Below are 24,307 nucleotides of genomic sequence, written 5' to 3'. Positions count from 1 at the left end.
GGCGAATGCGGTGGGTCAGTCACCAATGCGCTCACTGCCAGAATCGGTTCGCCAGCAAGCCGGCTCCTACATGGATCGTGCTCGGCGAAAAATCCCGCTACTCCGCAGCTCTGTAGCAGCACGGCTTGCCGGCGGTGGCGTATTCCAGGACGCTGCCGCCGTGAAGCCGGACTGCTACAGGGTGATCGCTCAGGTCCGAACTCTGGCCGCTAGAAATCCCGCTTATAGAAAATATCCAGCGAACTGGCCACGCCGCCAGCCGCCTCGAGATACACCTTCTTGCTCAACAAATACCGCAACGCAATGGTGTTGGCCGGTTCGAACACCCCGACCCCATAACGCAGGCTGAGCTTGTCGGTGATCTTGCCGCTGGCGACTACGGCGGTTTTGTCACCACTGCCTGAGGTGTCGAGATCGAAATCCTTGATCCCCAGCCCGGAGGCCAGCTTGCCAGCGGTCGACGAACCGCCTGCCAGTCCGAGCGCCAGTGCTGCCTGGGCCACCATGTTGTTGTCTTCGCCGTCGGTACTCAACGGGCGTCCCAGCACCAGATAGGACAGGGCCTGCTCCTGGCTCATGGCCGGTTCCGAGAAAACCGTGGTCGTGGGCTGCTCGGCGCTGCCGGTCAGGCGGATACCGGCGATCACGTCGTCGGTCTGGCGGATCGCTTCGATGTCCAGATACGGCTGATCCACAGGCCCGGCGAACAACAACCGCGCCTTGCGAATCGTCAGGCGCTGGCCGTACGCCCGGTAACGGCCGTCATTCAGGTTCAGCTCGCCGCGGGTGTCGAGGTTGTCGCCGATATGCACACGACCGGCCAGATCAGCAGTCAGCCCAAACCCGCTGAAGCTGAGCTTGTCCTGCCCGACTTCAACATTGACGTCCATCGCGATCGCCATCGGCGGTTTGCCCTCCTTGGTCTGCGCGCCGACGATGACCGTGTCGTCAGATACCTTGACCGTGGACGGTGGCAACTGGCGAACCGTGATCTCCCCTTTGGGGATCAGCAACTTGCCGGACACCGCCAGCCGATCACCCTGCAGGGTAATCTTCAGGTCGGGCGCCGCTTCGAGCTTCGCGTAAGGCTCCACCGTAATCGGCAGGCGCGAGCCTTGCAGGCTGACATCGACATCCAGCGCCTCTGCCCAGCCAATGTGCCCACCAATACTGCCCTGCCCGTTCGGGCCACTGGTCCAGTTGCCTTTGAGCTGCACGTTCTCACCGGCGATCAGCGCCTGCACGTTGAGCTTTTCCAGGCTGACAGGCAGTTCCGGACCGGACACCTCGCCATCGCTCAACGTCACGTTGCCGTTGACCTGTGGCGCCAAGAGGCCGCCTGAAATACGGCCATTGCCGTTGAGCTTGCCGTTGAGTTTTTCAATCATTGGCACGAACGGCCTTGCCACCGACACGTCCAGGCCGGTCAGGCTGAAGTCGCCGGTAACAGGCTTGTTCTTGCCCAGCGGGTCGATGCTCAGTTGCGCCAGCAGCTCGCCCAATTTGCCGCCGCGGAAATCCAGGTTGGTATCGACCTTCTTCGGCGTCAGGCTGCTGGTGAGCTTGAGGGTCTGGTAAGGAAAATCCAGCCATTGATTCTTGTCTTTGACTCGCAGCGTGCCGCCACTGGCATCGATCACGATCTGACCGTTAGGCCCGGCGGCGGGAACGTCCAGCTGCACGTCGGCATTGAGCGAGCCTTTCCAGGCGAAATCCCTGGGCAGCCACTGCGCCAGGCTTTCCAGCGGAAATTGCTTGAGGTGGTAACGCAGCCGAGGATCAGGCATCAGGCGCTGATCTTCGCCGCACAGACTGGCTGGCCCGGACATCCAGCAGTGGGCGCCGAAATTGATCCTGCCGTCCGCCAGACGCTCCAGCCTGGCAGGCTGTTGCAGCTTCCAGTCCTGACCGCCGGTTTGAATGTCGCCAGTAGCAAGACGTCCGCGCCAGTTGCCTTTGTCCATATTGCCATCGAGTGCAAGCGCCAGCTTCAGCAGCGGACCTTGCAGATCAAGTTTGACCTGTTGGTGTTTGATGTCGCCCTGGCCATTGACTGTCAGCGTGCCCAGCGCGGTATCCCCGTTCTGAATGCCGGTGGTTTTCAGATCGATATTGGCGCGTTGGGCATTATCCAGCTTCGCTGTCAGATTCAGGCTTTGCAGTTTATTGGTGTCGTATGCCAGTTGACTGCCCTGCAAAGCCAGTTGTCCTTGAGGCGCCTGAAGCGTACCAGCCAGATCGAGTCGACCTTTGACCTGCCCCTGCAAACGCGGCCACAGTTGGCCCAGGCGCGGCAAGTTCAGGTCCAATTGCCCCGCCAGTTTTTGCTGCAGACTGCCAGCGCCCTGGATGCGGTTATCACCCAGGCGGATGTCCAGTGTGCTGACGTTCCACCTGTCCCCGGCGCCATCGGCCTTGGCCTGCAACACGGCAGGCTGGCCACGCAGCCGCCCCTTGAGATCAAGGTCGGCGTTCAGGTTCAGTTGCTGGTTCTTGAAAGCGCCCTTGCTGCGCAGTGGGCCGGCAAGGGAACCTGGCAATTCAGCGACCCAGAACGACGGATCGACTGCGCTCAGGTCCAGCGCGGTATCCCAGGAAACGCCATCGGCAAACCCGACATTCAGGTGACCGCTGGCCTTGCCTTGGCCGGCAACCAGTTCCAGTTGTGGCAGGAAGATTTTTTGCAGGTCGCCGCTGAACGGACTTTTCAGGCTGAAGGCCCCGGCCGGGCCTTTGAAGTCGCCGTCGAAGTTACCCAGATATTTACCGTCGGTGTAGGACACCTCGCCTTTGAAGGTGTGAATACTGACTTGAGGCTCGTCGATCACCGGATACAGTCGATGCCACGGGAAGTCGAGCCAATCGATTCTGGCGTCGGCGCTAAATCCATTTTGCCAGTCCGCCTTGCCGCTCACCTTGAGCCGCTGTTCGGCAGCAGCCGTCAGGTCCAGCGCACCGACTTCCGCGCCTTTGGCATCGACCCGACCTTGCAGCGCGAGCGTCACCGGTCCTTGTTCGGCAGGCAGACTGGCGTTGCCGAGGATCGCGTAACCCTGCGCCAGGTCGCCCTTGGCGTTGAGCGTCAGTTTGTTGAGTTGCAGCGTGTCCGGCAAATCGGCGCTGGGCTTGAAGCTATCGCTGGTGATCGCAATATCTGCCGGAAGATTGTCCACCAGTGGCTGCAACTGGCCGACCAGCTTCGCCTCGATGTAACCGCTGGTCTGCGCATTGAGGTTGAGCGTCTTGAGCAAGTCGCCCTCCACGTTCAACGCCAATGACAGAGGCTGACCGCTGACATCCGGCAGTTTGACCTGACCCTGGGCAGTCAGCGGCCAGTCAGCTGTCGGTTTGAGTAAGCCGGTCAAATCCAGAACGATATCGTCACGTTGAGCATGGACCGAATCGATCTTCAACCCATCAGTTGTCCAGTGCGCCGCCAGTTGCACGTCGCGCACCTGCTCCGTGCCATCCAGATGCAAACTGCCGACTTGTACCCGCCCCAACTCCAGCGCCAGTGGCAGCTTGAGGTCGGGCAAGGTGATCGGACCGCTGCTTTCTGCCGCACCCGAGGGTGCAAAATGCAGACGTACATCGCCGGTTTGCAGGTTGTCGATGCACAAGGTCATGCGCGTCAGACAAGACATCGACCAGGCAAAAACAGGCGCGTCCACTTCGACCTTGCTTTCGCCTTGCTGCCAGGTCAGCGAGTCGGCCTGCCACTGCCCACCGAGACGACCGGTGAAGTTCTCGACCTGCAAGCCGGGAACCAGGCCCAGTGCCCAGCGGCTGCCGGACTCGGTACCCAGAATCAGCCCCAGAGCCGTGCTGATCAACAGCACGACGGCGAGCAAGCCGATGACGAAATAGAGAGTGATACGTTTCAAGAGCGCGGTGTTCGTCACAGTTCAGGTCCCATCGAGAAATGCAGACGAATACCGCCGTCATCATCCAGCGCGTGAGCCAGGTCCAGGCGCAATGGGCCGACCGGCGAAACCCAGCGAATACCGATACCGACCCCGGTTTTCAGGCTCGGCAAGTCCAGCGAGTTGAAGGAGTTACCTTGATCGACGAACGCCGCCACGCGCCATTTTTCGGCGATCGAATACTGATACTCAGCGCTCCCGGCGATCATGTAACGCCCACCGATCTTGTCACCATCGGAGTTCTCCGGTGACAGCGACTGGTAGTCGTAACCGCGCACGCTCTGATCACCACCCGCGAAGAAGCGCAACGAAGGCGGGATGGATTTGTAGCCATTGGTAGCGGTGCCGCCGACCTGTATCCGGCCAAGAAAGCGATGATTCTGCGCCACTGTGGTCAGGCCCTTGAGCAACGCGGTGCCATGCAGGACATTGGCGTCCGATCCCAGACCCTCTTTAGCTACCTGAGTTTCGAATTGCAGGCGATAGCCGTTGTGCGGGTCGATCCGGTTATCGCTACGCAGGTAGGAATAGCTGATGCCGGGCATCAGCAAAGTGCTAAGCCCTTCATCGTTGCCCAGTCGATATTCTTCGCGCTGCCATTTGAGCGAGATCACCCGTTCCCACCCGCTGGGCAGCTTGCTGTGCCACTCAGGCCCCACGGTCAACAGCTTGCTCAGGCTGTCGGTGTCGGCGATTTCTTCGTATTGATAGCCGCCCGCGAATCGCAGTTTGTCGGTCAACGGCGGGTCCAGGGGGATGTCATAGAACAGGCCCACGTTCTGTCGCGGCGCCGAAAGTTCCGACTCCACGCCATAACTATGCCCCTGAGGGTTGACCCAGTGACGCGTCCAGTTGGCCTTGACCCGTGGCCCGACGTCCGTCGAGTACCCCACGCCAAGGCCCATGGTGCGAGGCTTGCGGGTCTGCAATTGCACGTCTACCGGAATCACCTGAGCCTGCGCGGCCGTGGGCGAGGCATCCACCCGTACGCCTTCGAAGTAGCCGCTGGACTGCATGGCCTGGTTGAGTTCGGCGATCAGCTCGGAGTCATAAGGCGTATCTTCCTTGAACGGCACCATGCGCTGCAGCAAGTCCTCGTCGAATGGCGCATCGCCGCTGAACGTCACCTTGCCTAGAGAGAAACGCGGCCCGCTGTCATAGACCAGTTCGATGTCAGCCACGCCAGCGCGAGGGTCGACGGAAAGCCGTTGGGTGACGAAACGGCCGTTGAAAAATCCGTAACGCGCCGCTTGATTCTGGATCAGTTTCTTGGCGTCTTCGTAATAACCATGATTGAGCGCAGCGCCGGGCTTGAGGGCGTCACTTTTGGGCACCTTGAATGCCCTGAGCTGGCTGGCTTCGCCCTGGATTCGCACGGTGACGTTGCGCAGATGTACCGGCTCCCCGGGTTGCACGGTCAAGACCAGATGCAGATCCTTGTCGGTGCGTTTGACTTCGCTGTCGATCTGCGCCTGGTAATAGCCCAGCGCCTGCGCGGCCTTCTGCGCCTGTTCGACGGCGCCCACGCTGAAGCGCTCAAGAGCCTGTTCATCGCGCTCGCCGAGGCTGCCCACATACCCTTCAATATTGGATTTGAGCTCGGAGTTGGCAGGCTTGATCCGCACATCCAGCTGCGCATCGGCAAACGCTGCGCAGCTGGAGAACATCAGGAGAAAACCACTTGTATATCGACCGGGAAACTTCATAGGCGCGGATGCTAACACGAGCGGCGGGTGCTGCTGGAGCCCGCAAAAGTTTAGGGAAGGTCCGCGGTCAAGCGATGGAACCCGGTAAAACCTGAGGGTTGGGATGAAAAAACACGTGCTCGCGGATTGGCCCTACAGCAACTTCGCCGATTTCTTCATAACCCTGTCGCTTGTAAAACTCCAGGTAATGTCCGTTTCCGGTATCCAGGACGATGCCTTGGGAGTTTCCGTCCACTGCGCACCAGTCATGCAGCGCCTGCAACAACTGCTCGCCATAGTGCTGGCCCTGGAAATCCGGGTGGACGCCGAACAGAGGCAGCACATGCACAGCGTCCGATGGCAGACACGCCAGCACTGCCTGGTAATACTCCAGATAGCGCTGTGTGCAACGCAGGCCGGTGCTCATCACCATGCGCAGACGCCATGCCCAGCTTTCCGTGATGCCCAGGCGGCGCTGCGGCGGCGCGATGAGCGCGACGCCCACCAGACGGTCCTCGACGAAAAGGCCTAGCGCAGGCATGTCTTGCAGGAAGTGTTGTTTGACCAACTCGCGAATGGTCGCCCGGACCCGCTGCTCGTAGCCCGGGCGTCCGGATTCGAACAGGTAGCCAAAACTTGGCTCGTGTCGGTACGCCTGATACAGCAGTGAGCGTGACTCGCGGGAATAACCACTGTCCAGTTGACGGATATCGGCCAGTGCATTCGCTGATTCAGGCATATGAGTGTGTCCCTTTCAATGACCATCCGACGCGTTCGACCGGTTCATGGTGTCAGGCGTTCGAGTCGTGGCCACTGACGACAGTTCCGGCGATTTTTTCAGGCATTTCCCACAGCGTAGCAGCCTGCCCGAATCGCGAGATTGCGCGCTGAGGCTGGTCGTCGTCCGGCAGGTCAGCTAGCATCGCGGTTTGATTTTTGCCAGGACTGCCGTCTATGAAAATTGTGTCTTTCAACATCAACGGCCTGCGCGCCCGCCCGCATCAATTGGCGGCGCTGATTGAAAAACACCAACCTGACGTCATCGGCTTGCAGGAAACCAAGGTCTCGGACGATCAGTTCCCACAGGCCGAAATCGAAGCGCTGGGTTATCACGTGCATTTCCATGGGCAAAAAGGTCATTACGGCGTAGCCCTGCTGTCGCGGCAGGCGCCGCTGGTCGTGCACAAGGGTTTTGACAGCGACGATGAAGAGGCCCAACGCCGTTTTATCTGGGGCACCTTCGCTGATCGCAATGGCGTGCCAGTGACCATCATGAATGGCTACTTCCCACAGGGCGAAAGCCGCGACCACCCCACCAAGTTCCCGGCCAAGACCAGGTTCTACGCCGATCTTCAGCAGTTGCTGGAAACCCGTTTCAGCAACGACCAGCCGCTGGTGGTCATGGGGGACGTGAACATTTCCCCGGAAGACAGCGACATCGGCATCGGCCCTGACAACGCGAAGCGCTGGTTGAAGACCGGCAAATGCAGCTTCCTGCCCGAAGAGCGGGAGTGGATGGCCAAGTTGAAAAACTGGGGTCTGGTCGACAGCTTCCGCCACCTGTACCCCGAAGTAGTCGACCAGTTCAGCTGGTTCGACTACCGCAGCCGCGGTTTCGAGGACCAGCCCAAGCGTGGTTTGCGCATCGATCTGATCCTGGCCTCTCACGGTTTGCAGCCGAGGATCAAGGCAGCCGGCGTGGATTACGACCTGCGCGGGATGGAAAAGCCTTCCGACCATGCGCCGATCTGGCTTGAGTTGAGCTGATTATTCAGAGCATTAACGCTGGGTGGCAGTCCTTGCCCGGGGACAGTTTCACGGACGCCTCCGCCCAGCAAGCCCGCTCCTACGCGGAATGCGCCCTACGCAAAAATCCCGGGTGCCGCAAAATCTGTAGGAGCAGCCGGCTTGCTGGCGAATGCGGTGGCTCAGTTACAGTTGTGCGGTCTGACACACTAGGTTCGCCAGCAAGCCGGCTCCTACACGGGACCGCGTAAACACACGACCCCGATACACCGCAGAATCCGTAGCAGCCCGCTTACCGGTGGTGGCGTCCGAAAGATCGCCATTGCCAACAACCCAGGCCACTACCCGGTAATGCGCGCTACGCAAAAATCCCAGGCGCCGCAAAACCTGTAGGAGCCGGCTTGCTGGCGAATGCGGTGGGTCAGCTACAATTGTGCGGTCTGACACACCCAGTTCGCCAGCAAGCCGGTTCTACGCGGGACCGCGTAAACACACAATCCCGATACACCGCAGAATCCGTAGCAGCCCGCTTACCGGCGGTGGCGTCCGAAAGCTCATCACTGCCAAAACCCAGGCCTCTAGCCGGTATGCGCCCTACGCAAAAATCCCAGGCGCCGCAAAACCTGTAGGAGCCGGCTTGCTGGCGAATGCGGTGGAGCAGCTACAGTTGTGCGGTCTGACACGCCCAGTCGCCAGCAAGCCGGCTTCTACGCGGGACCGCGTGTACGCACAATCACTCCCACGGAAGTAACCCACATGGATTCGTTTAGCGGGTGTTAGCGATGCTCGCTGCGCATCATCTCCTTGGGTACATATTTGCCGACCTCGTATTTGCCGATTGCTGCCCGATGGACCTCGTCCGGACCGTCCGCCAGGCGCAGGGTGCGCTGCATGGCGTACATATAAGCCAGGGGGAAATCGCCCGAGACCCCGGCTCCGCCGTGAATCTGGATTGCGCGATCAATCACCCGTAGCGCTACGTTCGGCGCCACCACCTTGATCTGCGCGATCTCGCTTTTCGCCACCTTGTTGCCAACCGTGTCCATCATGTACGCCGCTTTCAGGGTCAACAGCCGCGCCATGTCGATTTCCATCCGCGAATCGGCAATCTTGTCGATGTTGCCGCCCAGACGCGCCAGTGGCCGGCCGAACGCCGTACGCTGTACCGAGCGTTTGCACATCAGCTCCAGCGCGCGCTCGGCCATGCCGATCGAACGCATGCAGTGGTGAATGCGCCCCGGCCCCAGACGTCCCTGCGCAATCTCGAAGCCTCGCCCTTCACCCAGCAGTACGTTTTCGTATGGCACGCGGACGTTTTCGAAAAGTACTTCGGCGTGACCATGAGGCGCGTCGTCATAGCCGAACACCGGTAACGGGCGCACGATCTTCACCCCCGGCGCGTCGGTCGGCACCAGAATCATCGAATGCTGTTCGTGACGCGGGCCATCGGGGTTGCTCAGGCCCATGAAGATCATGATCTTGCAGCGCGGGTCACAGGCGCCGGAGGTCCACCATTTACGGCCATTGATCACCCACTCGTCGCCATCGCGCACGGCTCGCGCGGCCATGTTGGTCGCGTCGGAAGACGCCACGTCAGGCTCGGTCATGGCAAACGCCGAGCGAATTTCGCCACGCAGCAAAGGCTCCAGCCACTGCTGTTTTTGCCCTTCGCTGGCGTAACGCACCAGCACTTCCATGTTGCCGGTGTCCGGCGCCGAGCAATTAAACGGCTCCGGCCCGAGCAGTGAACGGCCCATGATTTCCGCCAGCGGTGCATATTCAAGATTGGTCAATCCTGCGCCCAACTCCGACTCGGGCAGAAACAAGTTCCACAAACCATCGGCTTTGGCCCGGGCCTTAAGCTCCTCCATGATCGCGGTCGGCTGCCAGCGATCTCCCTCGGCGACCTGGCGTTCGAACACAGGTTCGGCTGGATACACATAGGCGTCCATGAACGCCGTGACGCGTTCGCGCAATTCCTGAACCTTGGGGGAGTAAGCGAAATCCATGGGGCAGCTACCTTCTGGTGGGTGTTTCAAGTCATGCAAAGGATGCTAGATCAGCGCCCTCTATTTATCTAACCTATTCTCAGCGTGTATAAACATTCATAACCGATATATGATCGGCCAACCCAGAACAAACCAGACCAACAACAAAAACAGCGTGAGGCGCACAGCAATGAATCTGAGCAAGGTCGATCTCAACCTATTTATTGTGTTTGACGCCATCTACACCGAAGCCAACCTCACCCGCGCCGGCCAAATCGTCGGCATCACTCAGCCGGCCGTGTCCAATGCCCTGGCCCGCCTGCGGGAAACCTTCAACGACCCGCTGTTTGTGCGCACTGCCCAAGGTATGGTGCCCACGCCCATGGCCCAAAACATCATCGGGCCGGTGCGCAACGCCTTGTCGCTGCTACGGGTTTCGGTACAGGAAAGCCGCATTTTCAATCCGCTGCAGGCGAACAAGAACTACCGCATCAGCATGACTGACCTGACCGAGGCGATCATCCTGCCCGCGCTGTTCCAGCGCCTGCGTCGCCTGGCCCCAGGCGTGACCATCGAGAGCTTTTTATCCAAACGTCGGGAGACCACCAAGGAACTGGCCGCGGGCCGACTGGATTTTGCCGTCGATGCGCCCCTGAACACCGATCCGCAGGTGCGTCACGTCAAGCTGATGGAAGACAGCTATGTCTGTGCCATGCGAAAAGGGCACCCGCTGGCGAACAAGGGTTCGATCACCCTGGACGACTATCTGTCGGTGGCCCACATCCATATTTCCAGCCGTCGCAGCGGATTGGGCTATGTCGACCTTTCACTGGGCAAGATGGGCATACAGCGTAAGATCGCCCTGCGCTCCCAGCATTACCTGATGGCGTCCCAGGTGCTGCAACAGACCGACATGGTCATGACCGTCCCGGAACGCTTCGCCCGCCGCAATGATCTGCACTTTGTTCATCTCCCGGTCAATGACGTGCCGAGTGTCGAGACTCATTTGTATTGGCACGAAAGCACCGATCAGGATCCGGCGAACCGTTGGATGCGAGAGCAGATCATCGAGTTGTGTCAGTTAGTGATTGCGCAGGAACGAAGACTTGAGAAAGAGCTTTAACCATAACCTAAATAATCAGTTATATCAGCGATTTATTTCCGTTTATTAAAGCGGTATGGAGGAATTGTTTAGGTTTTCTCCGGATATGACTTTCTATAGTCCGGCAGTCCGGCTCGCCGGCGGCAGCGGCCTGAAATACGCCACCGCCGGCAAGCCGTGCTGCCATAGAGCTGCGGAGTAGCAGGATTATTGCAGGGCACGATCCATGTAGGAGCCGGCTTGCTGGCGAACCGACTCTTTCAGAGAACGCATTGGCGACTGACCCACCCCATTCGCCAGCAAGCCGGCTCCCACAGGTTTTGCGGCGTGCCGGATTTACGGTCGGCACAAACCCTGTAGCAGCCCGGCTCGCCGGCGGTGGCGGCCTTGACACCCATCATAGGCAAGCCGGACTGCTACAGAAATCAACGCTCGCATAAGGCTCGTCGCTTGACGTTTACGTCAAGCGCGCCGTACGTTTAGTTCTCGCTTTTCTCGTTCGAGTCTCCCATGAGCAATCCGACCTACAGCATTTCCGACCTCGCCCGCGAGCTAGACATCACCACCCGGACTATTCGCTTTTATGAAGAGCAAGGCATGCTCACTCCAGAACGCCGTGGTCTCGAGCGGGTTTACTCGGCGCGGGACAAGGTAACCCTCAAGCTCATACTGCGTGGCAAACGCATCGGCTTCTCCCTGGCGGAGTGCCGTGATTTGATCGGGCTTTACGATCCGGCCGGGGATAATCAGAAGCAGCTCACCACCATGCTGGCAAAAATTGCCGAGCGCCGCGCGCAACTGGACCAGCAGTTGCTGGACATTCAGCAAATGCAGCTGGAATTGGATACCGCCGAAGAACGCTGCAAAGCAGCTTTGGAAAATACCGTTTAAAAACATCAAGATAATAAATACACCTCCAAACGTTTCGAGGAATAATCCTGCCATGTCGCTCCCTCAACATGTACGCCTGGTCGAAGTCGGCCCACGAGACGGCCTGCAGAACGAAGCCCGCCCCATCGACGTAGCCGACAAGATCCGCCTGGTGGATGACCTCACCGATGCCGGCCTTGGCTATATCGAAGTTGGCAGTTTCGTCTCGCCCAAGTGGGTGCCGCAGATGGCAGGCTCTGCCGAAGTCTTCGCAGGCATCCAGCGCAAGACAGATGTCACCTATGCCGCCCTCGCGCCCAACCTTCGCGGTTTCGAAGACGCATTGGCGTCAGGCGTCAAGGAGGTCGCAGTGTTCGCTGCGGCGTCCGAATCGTTCTCCCAGCGCAACATCAATTGCTCGATAAGCGAAAGTCTCGACCGCTTCCTGCCGATCATGGAGGCCGCGCGCCTGCATGGGATTCGGGTCCGAGGTTACGTGTCCTGTGTGCTGGGCTGCCCGTACGAAGGCACTGTTGCGCCAAAACAGGTAGCGGCGGTCGCCAACGAGTTGTTCGGCATGGGCTGTTACGAAGTGTCACTGGGCGACACCATTGGCACCGGGACGCCAGGCGCGACCCGAACGTTGATCGACGCCGTGGCAGGGCAGATTCCGCGTGGCAAGCTCGCAGGTCACTTCCACGACACCTACGGCCAGGCGCTGACCAACATCTACGCCAGCCTGCTGGAGGGTATTCAGGTATTCGACAGCTCGGTCGCCGGGCTCGGTGGCTGCCCTTACGCCAAAGGGGCAACGGGCAATGTCGCCACTGAAGATGTGCTGTATATGCTCAACGGTCTGGACATCGACACAGGAATCGATCTGGACAAGCTGATCGCTGCCGGTCAACGCATCAGTGACCTGTTGGGTCGAGCCAATGGCTCAAGGGTGGCAAAGGCACGTTTGTCGGTCTGATGTGCGACAAGTTGTCACAGAGTGTTACCCTGACCGGCAAATGAAACACTGAAACGGGTAACACGGAAACACTCGGCGATTACCCTGGCAACAGCCTGATTTTCTGAATGTCCTCAAGGCCCCGGTTTCCGGGCCTTGCAAAGAATCGGAAAAAGTTGGCATGGCATCTGCTATGTCTCACGTACAACAAAAATAACAAAATGCAGTAACCCAATAAAAACAAGACGTATCGGCTCTGACATAACAAGAACAACACGGACAGAGACGCAGCTAACTGATTTTTTTGAAGTGGATCGCTTTGTGAGGCGCAGGCTTCTCGATCAGGCAGAGAACAATAAAACTACCTTCAGGTAGCTACCGCACGGGTTGAATCGCAAGATCGAAGCAGCATCAGCGCTCAAAAAAATACGTTTGCTCTTAACCCCGGATGGGGGTTGCTCAAAAGCCAAAAAGGTCTGGCCACCAAAAACAACAACAGGTCGCCTAAAAACAAAAAAGAGCATGCAGTTGAACTTGGAGGGGAGCCTTGGCTCCCCTTCGTGCTGTCTGGCGTTTGGAAAATCCCCTTTAGTCGTTTGAACCACGAGCAGCACTGTTTGACGGCGGTGACCCTCAAAGCGACCGCCGGCAAGCCGGACTTCTACAGGTCGGCATCACATCTTTATGATCCCTCTTCAAATTGTTTTCGCCCTCACCACAATTGACATCTGCACACCTGTGCCTTTACGTTAACGTAAAGGTGATACAGAATGTTGCTCTGACAGCCCCTCCAAAAACAACAAGGGAACGCAGTCTCATGAACTACCCCACGCTCAATTTCGGCCTTGGCGAAACCATCGACATGTTGCGCGACCAGGTGCAGGCCTTCGTGGCGGCCGAGCTGGCTCCACGGGCCGCGCAGATCGACAAGGACAACCTGTTTCCCGCCGACATGTGGCGCAAGTTCGGCGACATGGGTCTGCTGGGCATTACGGTCGATGAGCAATATGGCGGCGCGGGTCTTGGCTATCTGGCGCATGTGGTGGCGATGGAGGAAATCAGCCGCGGCTCGGCGTCTGTCGCCCTGTCCTACGGCGCGCACTCCAATTTGTGCGTCAACCAGATCAACCGCAATGGCAACCCCGAACAGAAATCCCGTTACCTGCCCAAACTGATTAGCGGCGAACACATCGGCGCGCTGGCCATGAGCGAGCCCAACGCCGGTTCCGATGTGGTGTCGATGAAGCTGCGCGCCGACAAGCGCGGTGACCGCTTCGTGCTCAATGGCAGCAAGACCTGGATCACCAACGGCCCCGACGCCCACACCTACGTGATCTACGCCAAGACCGACCTGGAGAAAGGCCCTCACGGCATCAGCGCGTTCATCGTCGAGCGTGACTGGAAAGGTTTCTCGCGTGGCAACAAATTCGACAAATTGGGCATGCGCGGCTCGAACACCTGCGAACTGTTCTTCGACGACGTTGAAGTCCCGGAAGAAAACCTTCTCGGCGCGCTGAATGGCGGCGTCAAGGTACTGATGAGCGGACTGGACTACGAACGCGTCGTGCTTTCAGGCGGGCCGACCGGGATCATGCAGGCCTGCATGGACGTCGTATTGCCCTACATCCACGACCGCAAGCAGTTCGGCCAGAGCATCGGCGAGTTCCAGCTGATCCAGGGCAAGGTCGCCGACATGTATACCCAACTCAACGCCAGCCGCGCGTACCTGTATGCCGTGGCGCAGGCCTGTGAACGCGGAGAAACCACGCGCAAGGACGCCGCCGGGGTAATTCTCTACAGCGCCGAACGTGCAACCCAGATGGCGCTCGACACCATCCAGATTCTTGGCGGCAACGGCTACATCAACGAATTCCCCGCAGGTCGGCTGCTGCGCGACGCCAAACTGTACGAAATCGGCGCTGGCACCAGCGAGATTCGTCGCATGTTGATCGGCCGCGAACTGTTCAATGAAACGAGATAAGCAGCGGCGAGTTTCGAGCTGTAAGCGGCAAGCAGAAGTGGTTCGTGCATGCCGTGACTTCGGATTCACGACAGAGGTTGGAGCAAGGCTCAAATGACAATTCTAGGAACCCGAATCAACCCACGCTCGGCAGAATTTTTAGCCAACAGCGAAGCGTTACGCAAACAAGTCGACGATTTGCACACCCTTTTGGCTCAGGTTCACGAGGGCGGCGGTGCCAAGGCTCAAGAGCGCCACACCTCTCGGGGCAAGTTGTTGCCACGTGAGCGCATCAACGGTCTGCTCGATGCTGGCTCCCCCTTCCTCGAAATCAGCCAACTGGCTGCCCACGACGTGTACGGTGAAGACGTGCCCGCAGCGGGTGTCATCGCCGGGATCGGTCGAGTGGAAGGCGTCGAATGCATGATCATCGCCAATGACGCCACGGTCAAAGGCGGTTCGTATTATCCGCTGACGGTCAAGAAACACCTGCGCGCTCAGGCCATCGCCCAGCAGAATCGCCTGCCGTGCGTGTATCTGGTGGACTCGGGCGGCGCCAACCTGCCACGACAGGACGAAGTGTTTCCGGATCGCGAGCACTTCGGGCGGATCTTCTTCAATCAGGCCAACATGAGCGCTCAAGGCATCCCGCAGATCGCCGTGGTCATGGGCTCCTGTACCGCAGGCGGGGCGTACGTGCCAGCCATGGCCGATGAGGCCATCATGGTCCGTCAGCAGGCGACGATCTTCCTCGCCGGGCCTCCTTTGGTCAAAGCCGCGACTGGCGAGGTTGTCAGTGCCGAGGATTTGGGCGGTGCCGACGTGCACTGCAAGGTTTCCGGGGTCGCCGATCACTACGCCGACAGCGACGAACATGCGCTGGAACTGGCCCGTCGCAGCATCGCCAACCTCAATTGGCGCAAGCAGGGCGAACTTCAGGTACGTACGCCAGTGGCCCCGCTGTATGACAGCGACGAACTGTATGGCGTGATTTCCGCCGATCCCAAGCAGCCGTTCGATGTGCGTGAGGTCATCGCGCGACTGGTCGATGGCTCGGTGTTCGATGAATTCAAGGCGCTGTTCGGGACCACGCTGGTGTGCGGCTTCGCCCATCTGAATGGCTATCCGCTCGCGATCCTGGCCAACAACGGCATTCTGTTCGCCGAAGCCGCGCAGAAAGGCGCGCATTTCATCGAACTGGCCTGCCAGCGCGGCATCCCGCTGTTGTTCCTGCAAAACATCACCGGCTTCATGGTCGGCCAGAAGTACGAGGCCGGCGGCATCGCCAAGCACGGGGCCAAGCTGGTGACCGCCGTTGCCTGCGCCAAGGTGCCCAAATTCACCGTGATCATTGGTGGCAGCTTCGGCGCCGGCAACTACGGGATGTGCGGACGCGCCTACGATCCACGCTTCTTGTGGATGTGGCCCAATGCGCGCATTGGCGTGATGGGCGGCGAACAGGCGGCGGGCGTACTGGCCCAGGTCAAGCGCGAGCAGGCCGAACGCAGCGGCCAGAGCTTCACTGCCGAACAGGAAACCGAGCTCAAGCAGCCGATTCTCGACCAATACGAGAGGCAGGGTCATCCCTACTATTCCAGCGCCCGACTGTGGGACGACGGCGTAATCGATCCGGTGCAGACCCGCGAGATTCTTGCGCTGGCCATCAGCGCCGCGCTCAACGCCCCTATCGAACCGACCCGCTTCGGCGTGTTCCGGATGTGACCCGAGGACCGAATATGACCGATTTCGACACTATCGAGCTTGAGCACGACCCACGCGGCTTCGTCACGCTCTGGCTCAACCGGCCTGACAAGAACAATGCTTTCAACGCGCAGATGATTCGTGAACTGATCATCGCCCTGGAGCGTATTCGGAACGACAGCAGCCTGCGCTTTCTACTGTTGCGCGCGCGGGGGCGGCATTTCAGCGCCGGGGCCGATCTGACCTGGATGCAGGAATCGGCCAATCTGGACTACGACACCAATCTGGGTGATGCCCGTGAGCTAAGCGAGCTGATGTACAACCTGGCCAAACTGAGAGTGCCGTCCCTGGCGGTGGTGCAAGGCGCGGCCTATGGCGGCGCGCTTGGCCTGATCAGTTGCTGCGACATGGCGATTGGCGCCGAAGACGCGCAGCTCTGCCTCTCGGAAGTCAAGATCGGCCTGACGCCTGCGGTCATCAGCCCGTTCGTGGTGCAAGCGATCGGCGAACGTCACGCGCGTCGTTACGCCCTGACCGCTGAACGCTTCGATGGATCGCGCGCCCGGGAAATCGGCCTGCTTGCCGAGGCTTACCCCGCCGCGGAACTCGAACAGCAGACGCAGCAATGGATAGCCAACTTGCTGCTCAACAGCCCGCAGGCGATGCGCATCAGCAAGGACCTGCTGCGTGAAGTCGGTCACGGTGAGTTGACGCCTGCCCTGCGCCGCTACTGCGAGAACGCCATTGCCCGCATCCGGGTCAGTCCTGAAGGCCAGGAAGGTTTGCGCGCATTTTTGCAAAAACGCGACCCGAGCTGGCGCGGCGACAATAACAATGATGGAGAATCACGTTGATGAGCGGCCCGAACAACCCTGCCCTGACCTCTGTGCTGGTCGCCAATCGTGGCGAGATTGCCTGTCGGGTCATGCGCACTGCCAGGGCAATGGGCCTGACCACCGTTGCAGTCCACAGCGCCACCGATCGCGACGCTCGGCATGTGCGTGAGGCGGATATCGCGGTGGATCTGGGTGGCAGCAAGGCCGCAGACAGCTACTTGCAGATCGACAAGCTGATCGCAGCGGCCAAAAGCAGCGGCGCCCAGGCGATCCATCCAGGCTATGGATTCCTTTCGGAAAACGCAGGCTTCGCCCGAGCGATAGAGCAGGCGGGCCTGATTTTCCTCGGCCCACCCGCCTCCGCCATCGACGCCATGGGCAGCAAATCGGCTGCCAAATCGTTGATGGAAACCGCAGGCGTACCGCTGGTACCCGGTTACCACGGTGAAGCTCAGGACGCCGCGACATTCAGGGAAGCCGCCGCGCGTATCGGCTACCCGGTGCTGCTCAAGGCTACAGCGGGTGGTGGTGGCAAGGGCATGAAAGTCGTCGAGCGTGATGAGGATCTGGCCGAAGCGTTGGCCTCGGCGCAGCGCGAAGCACAATCATCGTTCGGCGATTCGCGGATGCTGGTGGAGAAATATGTTCTCAAGCCGCGTCACGTGGAAATTCAGGTATTCGCCGATCAACATGGCCACTGCGTGTACCTGAACGAGCGCGACTGCTCGATCCAGCGTCGCCACCAGAAAGTCGTCGAAGAGGCCCCTGCCCCCGGCCTGAGTCCCGAGCTACGCCGCGCCATGGGTGAAGCGGCGGTGCGTGCGGCTCAGGCAATCGGTTATGTGGGTGCGGGGACAGTGGAATTCCTGCTGGATGCTCGCGGCGAGTTTTTCTTCATGGAGATGAACACGCGCTTGCAGGTCGAGCACCCTGTCACCGAGGCTATTACCGGGCTGGATCTGGTCGCCTGGCAGATTCGCGTCGCACAGGGCGCGCCGCTGCCGATCAATCAGGAGCAGGTGCCGTTGACCGGCCATGCGATCGAGGTGCGGTTGTATGCCGAGGATCCGGTCAATGATTTTCTGCCTGCCACTGGCACATTGCAGATTTATCGTGAATCGGCGACCGGTCCGGGACGTCGTGTCGACAGCGGCGTGAGCGAGGGAGATGCCGTTTCGCCGTTCTACGATCCGATGCTGGGCAAGCTGATTGCCTGGGGCGAGGATCGCGAACAGGCGCGCCTGCGGTTGCTGGCCATGCTCGATGAATTCGCCATTGGTGGGCTGCGCACCAACCTTGCGTTTCTGCGGCGGATCATCGCTCATCCAGCCTTTGCCGATGCTGAGTTGGATACCGGTTTCATCCCGCGCTATCAGGCTGATTTGTTGCCGCCTGCGCAGGGGCTGTCCGATGACTTCTGGCAGACGGCAGCGCAGGCTTATCTGCAAAGCACGCCGAACTCAGCCTGTGACGGTGACCCACATTCGCCTTGGGCCGTTACCCATGGAATGCGATTGGGGCTGCCAGCCGAGACGAATCTGCATCTGAGCTGCGCAGGCGAAACACGCAAGGTCCAGTTGCGGGGCGCAGCCAACGATCACGTTCAATTCCACGGCGAAAAACTGACGTTGAGAGACAACGGCGTACGCCAGCAAACGCTGGCGATTCGGCGTGATGGCACGTTGTACCTGCATTGGCAGGGTGAACTGCATGCCATCCAGCGCGTCGATCCGATTGCTGCCGTCGAGGCCAGCCACAGCCAACAGGGCGGCCTAGGCGCCCCCATGAACGGCAGCATCGTTCGGGTACTGGTGGAAGTCGGCCAGCAGGTCGAAGCGGGTACGCCACTGGTGGTGCTGGAAGCCATGAAAATGGAGCACAGCATCCGGGCGAATGTGGGCGGCACGGTTTCCGCGCTGTATTGCGCCGAGGGCGAGATGGTCAGCGAAGGTGCCGTGCTGGTCGACTTGACGCCGTTATGACCAGCAAACGATGACCTGTGGAGCGAATTCATTCGCCAGATGGCGGTAGTCCGATAGAGCTGTATCGGATGTACCGGCTTCTCGCGAATGGGCTCGCCTCCCCAGGAATCGCTCAGTATGGACCCGCACAGGACGTCGGGCGCATACGCGTGACCCCGCCACTGATCCAGCCCGGCGGCTAGCCAGAGTGAAGATTTTCTGGACTCTAATCCAAGCAATACTCCCTTTAATTATTCTTCAGCGCTTTGCACTATAGCCTCCGCCGCGCCCGCCTGAGGATTGGCGCGGTCATAAAAAACAACAAGAATTGCTGGAGTGCTCATGCCCTACATGCTCGATAGACGCCGCCTGCTCGGAGCAATGACGTGCCTGGCGCTGATGCCGGCCTTCTCCTTCGCGGACGATAAATCACCTGCATCCGATGCTCCCCCTGGCGCACCAACCATTGCCGACCGGCTCGCCGATTATGTGGCCACAATCCAGTACGGCAACCTCCCCGCCGAGATAGTCGAACGCGTGAAAGCGCACTTCATCGATGCCATGGGTTGCGCCATCGCCGGGCTGAACAAGCCTGAAGTACAAGAGGTGCGCCAGGTTGCCCTCGCCATGGAGGGCGGAGTCTCGACACTGATTGGCAGCACGCGCAAGACCAGCATGGACCTGGCTGCCTTCGCCAACGGCGCGGCCCTGCGCTACCTCGATTTAAATGATTCCTACGCGGGCAAGGAAGTTGGCCATCCGAGCGACAACATTACGCCGTGCCTGGCGGTCGCCGAGGCGCAGAAGCGTTCCGGTCAGGAGCTGATACTGGCGATCGCGCTGGCCTATGAGATCGACTGTCGCTTGCTGGACACCGTGCAGATCAGCGCGCGAGGCTGGGACCACCCCAACTTCAGCCTGCCAGCGGCGGCGTTGGCGAGCGGTAAACTGATGAAGCTCTCGGCGCAGCAGTTGACGCAGGCGGTCAATCTGTCCCTGGCCGGTCACTTGGCGATGAACCAGACCCGCCTGCAAGTGTTGTCCAACTGGAAAGGTCTGGCCGATGCCGAAGCCGGGCGCAACGCCGTATTTGCCGCCCAGCTGGCGCGCGCCGGGCTAACCGGCCCTGCACCTGCATTCGAGGGCAATGCCGGGTTCTTCAAACAGGTTTCAGGGCCGTTCACGCTGGACACCGAACAATTTGGCGGGCGCGCGGGGACGTTCAAGATTGCCGAATGCCAGATCAAGCCCTACCCCGCTCAGGCGTTGTTGCAGACGGCCATAGCCGCGGCTGCCAAGGTCGGCAAGGCCATCCCCGACACGAACAAGGTGCAATCCATCGTGATCGCCACCTCCCATGTCGGCCATCAGTATTCAGCGGAATCGCCGGAGAAGTTCGCCCCCAAGACCCGAGAAACCGCCGACCACAGCCTGCCTTATATCGTGGTGCGGGCGATGCTCGACCATGAGATCAAGGATTCGAGCTATTCGGATGAAGCGCTGAAAGATCCGCGTCTGGTGGCACTGCTCAAAAAGCTGACGGTTGAAGAAGACGACGCCCTCACCAAAATGTCCCCGCAACGCCTGCCTACGCGGGTAACGGTCACCCTGGAAGATGGCCGCGTCATCAGTGAACAGGTCGATGACTTGCCCGGTTTTGGCGGCAAACCCCTCACGCGCCAGGGTGCCGAGGAAAAATTCCTGCGCTCGGTCAAAGGTGTCTGGTCAGAAAAACAGTCGCGTACGTTTTTCGATGTGGCCTGGAAGCTGGATGAACAACACGACCTCACGGAATTGCTCAAGCGTTTGCAGACCGGTGATCCACGGCATAGCGGACAATCCACGACCTAGCATTCGCTTGGGTCGACCGCCGATGAGACGCTGAAGCAAACGTCTTAAACCACCGGGTGAGGTCAGTCTTGACCTCACCCGGCCCGATTACGCCGCTACCTCATACAACTTAGGCAGCTCAACCTCGCCACTGATCAGGCTCTGGCGCATCCGCGCTGCCTGCAGCTCCGCAGCCTTCATCGCGCTTTCCTTCACATGACCGTAACCACGAATCCGCTCCGGCAGACGAGCCAGGCTCAGGGCCGTGTGACGATTTCCGGCGTTCAAGTGCGTCAGAATCAGTTCGATATCGGCAACATAGCTGTCGATCAACGCACGCTCCTGACGCCGCTCCAGACTGCGACCGAACGGGTCAAACGCTGTCCCGCGCAGGAATTTGAATTTCGCCAGCACGTCGAACGCCTTCAGCATCCACGGGCCGAAACTGCGCTTGCGCGGTGCGCCGCTGTTCGGATCACGCTTGGCCAGCCACGATGGCGCCAGATGAAACTCCAGACGGTAATCGCCTTCGAACTGCGCGTGCAGCTGACGGGTGAATTCGCCGTTACTGTAAAGACGTGCGACTTCATACTCATCCTTGTAGGCCAGAAGCTTGAAGTAGTTGAACGCCACCGCTTCGGTCAGCGCCATTTGCTCGCCGGGAAACAGGCGGCTTTCTGCGTCGCGCACTCTGTAAACCAGTTGCAGATAGCGCTCGCCATAAGCCTGGTTCTGATACTCGCCGAGGGTCCTGGTGTGGGTGGCCAGACGTTGTTCCAGACTCAGAAACTTCGGTTCAGCAACGACCGCCTGAGGATTGGCGGCCGCTTGTACCGCAGGCAGATCGAACGCTGCACGCCGGCCCCACAGAAACGCCTGCTGGTTCAGATTGACCGCCACGCCGTTGAGCTCGATCGCCTTCTCGATCGCCGCCGAGGTCAGCGGAATCAAGCCCATCTGGAAGGCATAACCCAGCATGAACAAATTGCTGGCGATGCTATCGCCCATCAATTTAGTCGCCAGATCCGTGGCCGCAACGAAATGGGTTTTTTCCTCGCCGACCGCTTCGCGAATGGTCTGCATCATGGCGTCGGCCGGAAACTCAGCGTCTGGATTACGAGTGAATTCGGCAGTCGGGGTTTGCTGGCTGTTCACTACCGCGTGGGATTTGGCGCTGTTGAGTTTGGCGATCGCATCCGGACCCGAGGAGACCAGCAGATCGCAACCCAGCAACAGATGCGCTTCACCGGCTGCAATCCGCACGGCGAACAGGTCGGCCTGGCGCGCAGCGATGCGGATATGGCTGACCACGGGACCGAACTTCTGCGCCAGCCCTGCCTGATCCAGCACGCTGCAACCCTTGCCTTCCAGATTGGCCGCGTAGCCCAGCATCGCGCCTACCGTGGTGACGCCTGTACCGCCGACTCCGGGCAGCAGAATGTTGAACGGTTGATCGAGGCTCGGCAGGGTTGGCTCAGGCAGTTGGGCAAACGCCTGTGCCTGTTTAGGTAATTGCGGCTTACGTAATTTGCCGCCGTGGACCGTGACGAAACTCGGACAGAAGCCTTCGACGCAGCTGAAGCCCTTGTTACAGGCACTCTGGTCGATTTCACGCTTGCGTCCCTCGGTGGTTTCCTTGGGCAGGATTGACAGGCAGCCGGATTTCGCCCCGCAATCGCCGCAGCCTTCGCACACCGCCGGGTTGATGATGGCGCGCTTGTCGAGATCGAGCATGGTGCCGCGTTTGCGACGGCGGCGCTTCTCGGTGGCACAGGTCTGGTCGTAAATGATCACCGACACGCCTTTGAACTCGCGCAGTTCGCGCTGCACGCTGTCCAGATCGCGACGGTGGTGGAAGGTGGTGATCGGCGCGAACTGCTCGCGGCTCGGGTATTTTTCCGGATCGTCCGACACCAGTGCGATGCGCTGGACGCCTTCGTTGAACACCTGCCGGCTGAGCTGATCGACCCGCAGAATGCCGTCGATAGGCTGGCCACCGGTCATGGCCACGGCGTCGTTGTACAGAATCTTGTAAGTGATGTTGACCTTCGACGCCACAGCCGCACGCAACGCCAGGTGACCCGAGTGGAAGTAGGTGCCATCGCCCAGGTTCTGGAATACATGAGGCGTTTCAGTGAAGGGCGCCTGGCCGATCCAGGTCACGCCCTCGCCGCCCATCTGGGTAAACGTATCGGTTTCCCGGTCCATCCAGATGGTCATGTAGTGGCAGCCGATACCGGCCAGCGCGCGACTGCCTTCAGGCACTTTGGTCGAGGTGTTGTGCGGGCAACCGGAACAGAAATGCGGGGTGCGTTGGGTACTGAACAGCGGCGCGGCCAGAGCTTTTTCCTTGTCCTGGAGGAATTGCAGACGCGCTTCGATCTTCGGGCTGCTGTAGATCGGGGCCAGGCGTTTGGCAATGACGCGGGCGATCATGGCCGGGGTCAGCTCAGCCAGATTCGGCAGCAACGAGCGACCTTCCTCGTCGAACTCACCGACAACCCGCGGACGCTGATCCACCGGCCAGTTGTACAGCTGACCGGTCAATTGGTCTTCGATCACGCTGCGTTTTTCTTCGACGACGAGGATTTCGTCAAGTCCCTCGGCGAAGTCGTGGACCGAGACCGGCTCAAGCGGCCAGCTCATGCCAACCTTAAGCACGCGGATGCCCACCGAGGCGCACAGGTCTTCGTCGACGCCCAACTCTTCCAGAGCCTGGCGCACATCGAGATAGGATTTACCGGTCGTGATGATGCCCAGACGAGGCTTTGGCGAATCGATGACGACCCTGTTCAGCTTATTCGCCCGAGCAAAAGCACGAGCGGCGTAGATCTTGTAGGTATTGAGGCGTGCTTCCTGGGCCAGTGGCGGGTCGGGCCAGCGAATATGCAGACCATCCTTGGGCAACTGGAAGTCTTCGGGGATCCGGGTCTGGATGCGCAGCGGGTCAACCTCGACCACTGCGGACGAATCGACGTTTTCGGCAATGGTCTTCATTGCCACCCAGCAACCGCTGTAACGCGACAACTCCCAGCCGATAATCCCGTAATCGAGGATTTCCTGGACGTTGCTCGGGTTGAGCACCGGAATCATCGAGGCGATGAAAGCGTGTTCGCTCTGGTGGGCGATGGTTGAGGATTTGCAGCCGTGGTCGTCACCGGCGAGGATCAGCACCCCGCCGTTTTCCGCGACACCGGCCGAGTTGCCATGCTTGAAAACGTCGCCGCAACGATCGACACCGGGCCCCTTGCCGTACCACAGCGCAAAGACGCCGTCGTATTTGCCGTGAGGAAACAGGTTGACCTGCTGACTGCCCCACACCGCCGTGGCGGCCAACTCTTCGTTGACCCCCGGCTGGAAATGGATGGCGTTTTCCTGAAGATAATCCTTGGCGTCCCAGAGGCTCTTGTCGAGATTGCCCAAGGGCGAGCCACGATAACCGGAAATGAAACCCGCAGTGTTCAGACCACGGGCCTCGTCGCGCTGTTTCTGCAGCATCGGCAAGCGGGTCAACGCCTGGGTTCCGGTCAAATACAGATTGCCGGTTGCGAGTCGGTACTTATCATCCAGACGAATATCAGCCAAAGACATTCAGGCACTCCTTTATTTTTATCAGTGCGTTTTGAATGTGGCGAGCAGTGGCCTTGCGGGCCTTGTGGGCCGTGGCCCTGCCGCTCGGTCGTCGGGACGGTTGACCCGACGCACACAGAGCCAATACTGCCTGTGCGGCGTAGGCTTTTTCTTTCTAAATTG

Annotated in this window: 14 protein-coding genes; 9 read left to right on the top strand and 5 right to left on the bottom strand. The window is 59.8% G+C overall.

Annotation, left to right across the window (positions count from 1 at the left end; translation table 11 throughout):
- Positions 1-209: 209 nt before the first annotated feature.
- The 3 genes from ACRER8_RS02725 to ACRER8_RS02715 form a co-directional block, all read right to left on the bottom strand.
- Positions 210-3,857, bottom strand: a complete 3,648-nt coding sequence (locus ACRER8_RS02725; RefSeq protein ID WP_431744828.1) for a translocation/assembly module TamB domain-containing protein — start codon at positions 3,855-3,857, stop codon at positions 210-212.
- 41 nt (positions 3,858-3,898) lie between these two features.
- Positions 3,899-5,629, bottom strand: coding sequence for an autotransporter assembly complex protein TamA (locus ACRER8_RS02720; RefSeq protein ID WP_431744826.1), 1,731 nt, complete (start codon positions 5,627-5,629; stop codon positions 3,899-3,901).
- A gap of 67 nt (positions 5,630-5,696) precedes the next feature.
- Entirely contained in the window at positions 5,697-6,347 is a 651-nt protein-coding gene (locus ACRER8_RS02715; protein WP_431744825.1) for a GNAT family N-acetyltransferase, read from the bottom strand.
- 215 nt (positions 6,348-6,562) lie between these two features.
- Here ACRER8_RS02715 and xthA point away from each other — a divergent pair, with 215 nt between their 5' ends.
- A complete protein-coding gene (gene xthA / locus ACRER8_RS02710) occupies positions 6,563-7,375 on the top strand; it encodes an exodeoxyribonuclease III (protein ID WP_431744824.1) in 813 nt (270 codons plus the stop codon).
- Between the two features lie 755 nt (positions 7,376-8,130).
- On the opposite strand, the gene ACRER8_RS02705 is transcribed toward xthA, so the two are convergent.
- Positions 8,131-9,363, bottom strand: coding sequence for an acyl-CoA dehydrogenase (locus ACRER8_RS02705; RefSeq protein WP_431744823.1), 1,233 nt, complete (start codon positions 9,361-9,363; stop codon positions 8,131-8,133).
- Between the two features lie 169 nt (positions 9,364-9,532).
- Here ACRER8_RS02705 and ACRER8_RS02700 point away from each other — a divergent pair, with 169 nt between their 5' ends.
- From ACRER8_RS02700 to ACRER8_RS02665, 8 genes are all read left to right on the top strand, one after another.
- Positions 9,533-10,465 carry a LysR family transcriptional regulator gene (locus ACRER8_RS02700; RefSeq protein WP_431744822.1) on the top strand — a complete coding sequence of 311 codons (933 nt, stop codon included), beginning with the start codon at positions 9,533-9,535 and terminating at the stop codon, positions 10,463-10,465.
- Between the two features lie 489 nt (positions 10,466-10,954).
- Positions 10,955-11,335, top strand: coding sequence for a MerR family transcriptional regulator (locus tag ACRER8_RS02695; RefSeq protein WP_431744821.1), 381 nt, complete (start codon positions 10,955-10,957; stop codon positions 11,333-11,335).
- 52 nt (positions 11,336-11,387) lie between these two features.
- Entirely contained in the window at positions 11,388-12,287 is a 900-nt protein-coding gene (locus ACRER8_RS02690) for a hydroxymethylglutaryl-CoA lyase (RefSeq protein ID WP_431744820.1), read from the top strand.
- Between the two features lie 796 nt (positions 12,288-13,083).
- Entirely contained in the window at positions 13,084-14,247 is a 1,164-nt protein-coding gene (locus ACRER8_RS02685) for an isovaleryl-CoA dehydrogenase (protein ID WP_431744819.1), read from the top strand.
- Between the two features lie 93 nt (positions 14,248-14,340).
- Positions 14,341-15,948, top strand: a complete 1,608-nt coding sequence (locus ACRER8_RS02680) for a carboxyl transferase domain-containing protein (RefSeq protein ID WP_431744818.1) — start codon at positions 14,341-14,343, stop codon at positions 15,946-15,948.
- A gap of 14 nt (positions 15,949-15,962) precedes the next feature.
- Positions 15,963-16,781 (top strand): gamma-carboxygeranoyl-CoA hydratase, encoded by an 819-nt coding sequence (locus tag ACRER8_RS02675; protein WP_431744817.1) that lies wholly within the window; start codon positions 15,963-15,965, stop codon positions 16,779-16,781.
- Positions 16,781-18,745, top strand: a complete 1,965-nt coding sequence (locus ACRER8_RS02670; RefSeq protein ID WP_431744816.1) for an acetyl-CoA carboxylase biotin carboxylase subunit — start codon at positions 16,781-16,783, stop codon at positions 18,743-18,745. Before ACRER8_RS02675 ends, ACRER8_RS02670 begins: the two co-directional genes overlap by 1 nt.
- A gap of 321 nt (positions 18,746-19,066) precedes the next feature.
- Positions 19,067-20,575: an MmgE/PrpD family protein gene (locus tag ACRER8_RS02665; RefSeq protein WP_431744815.1), complete on the top strand. Its 1,509-nt coding sequence runs from the start codon at positions 19,067-19,069 to the stop codon at positions 20,573-20,575.
- 87 nt (positions 20,576-20,662) lie between these two features.
- On the opposite strand, the gene ACRER8_RS02660 is transcribed toward ACRER8_RS02665, so the two are convergent.
- Positions 20,663-24,145, bottom strand: coding sequence for an indolepyruvate ferredoxin oxidoreductase family protein (locus ACRER8_RS02660; protein ID WP_431744814.1), 3,483 nt, complete (start codon positions 24,143-24,145; stop codon positions 20,663-20,665).
- Between the last annotated feature and the right edge of the window lie 162 nt (positions 24,146-24,307).

Source organism: Pseudomonas sp. (assembly GCF_050739935.1).
Lineage (GTDB): Bacteria > Pseudomonadota > Gammaproteobacteria > Pseudomonadales > Pseudomonadaceae > Aquipseudomonas.
Note: the sequence above shows the minus strand (reverse complement) of the source record. Positions and strands in the feature narration are given on the sequence as shown.

Bases quoted from the DNA above. Each gene is read 5' to 3' on its own strand.
- ACRER8_RS02720 (WP_431744826.1), bottom strand. From the start codon at position 5,629: ATGAAGTTTCCCGGTCGATATACAAGTGGTTTTCTCCTGATGTTCTCC.
- ACRER8_RS02715 (WP_431744825.1), bottom strand. From the start codon at position 6,347: ATGCCTGAATCAGCGAATGCACTGGCCGATATCCGTCAACTGGACAGT.
- xthA (WP_431744824.1), top strand. From the start codon at position 6,563: ATGAAAATTGTGTCTTTCAACATCAACGGCCTGCGCGCCCGCCCGCAT.
- ACRER8_RS02705 (WP_431744823.1), bottom strand. From the start codon at position 9,363: ATGGATTTCGCTTACTCCCCCAAGGTTCAGGAATTGCGCGAACGCGTC.
- ACRER8_RS02700 (WP_431744822.1), top strand. From the start codon at position 9,533: ATGAATCTGAGCAAGGTCGATCTCAACCTATTTATTGTGTTTGACGCC.
- ACRER8_RS02695 (WP_431744821.1), top strand. From the start codon at position 10,955: ATGAGCAATCCGACCTACAGCATTTCCGACCTCGCCCGCGAGCTAGAC.
- ACRER8_RS02690 (WP_431744820.1), top strand. From the start codon at position 11,388: ATGTCGCTCCCTCAACATGTACGCCTGGTCGAAGTCGGCCCACGAGAC.
- ACRER8_RS02685 (WP_431744819.1), top strand. From the start codon at position 13,084: ATGAACTACCCCACGCTCAATTTCGGCCTTGGCGAAACCATCGACATG.
- ACRER8_RS02680 (WP_431744818.1), top strand. From the start codon at position 14,341: ATGACAATTCTAGGAACCCGAATCAACCCACGCTCGGCAGAATTTTTA.
- ACRER8_RS02675 (WP_431744817.1), top strand. From the start codon at position 15,963: ATGACCGATTTCGACACTATCGAGCTTGAGCACGACCCACGCGGCTTC.
- ACRER8_RS02670 (WP_431744816.1), top strand. From the start codon at position 16,781: ATGAGCGGCCCGAACAACCCTGCCCTGACCTCTGTGCTGGTCGCCAAT.
- ACRER8_RS02665 (WP_431744815.1), top strand. From the start codon at position 19,067: ATGCCCTACATGCTCGATAGACGCCGCCTGCTCGGAGCAATGACGTGC.
- ACRER8_RS02660 (WP_431744814.1), bottom strand. From the start codon at position 24,145: ATGTCTTTGGCTGATATTCGTCTGGATGATAAGTACCGACTCGCAACC.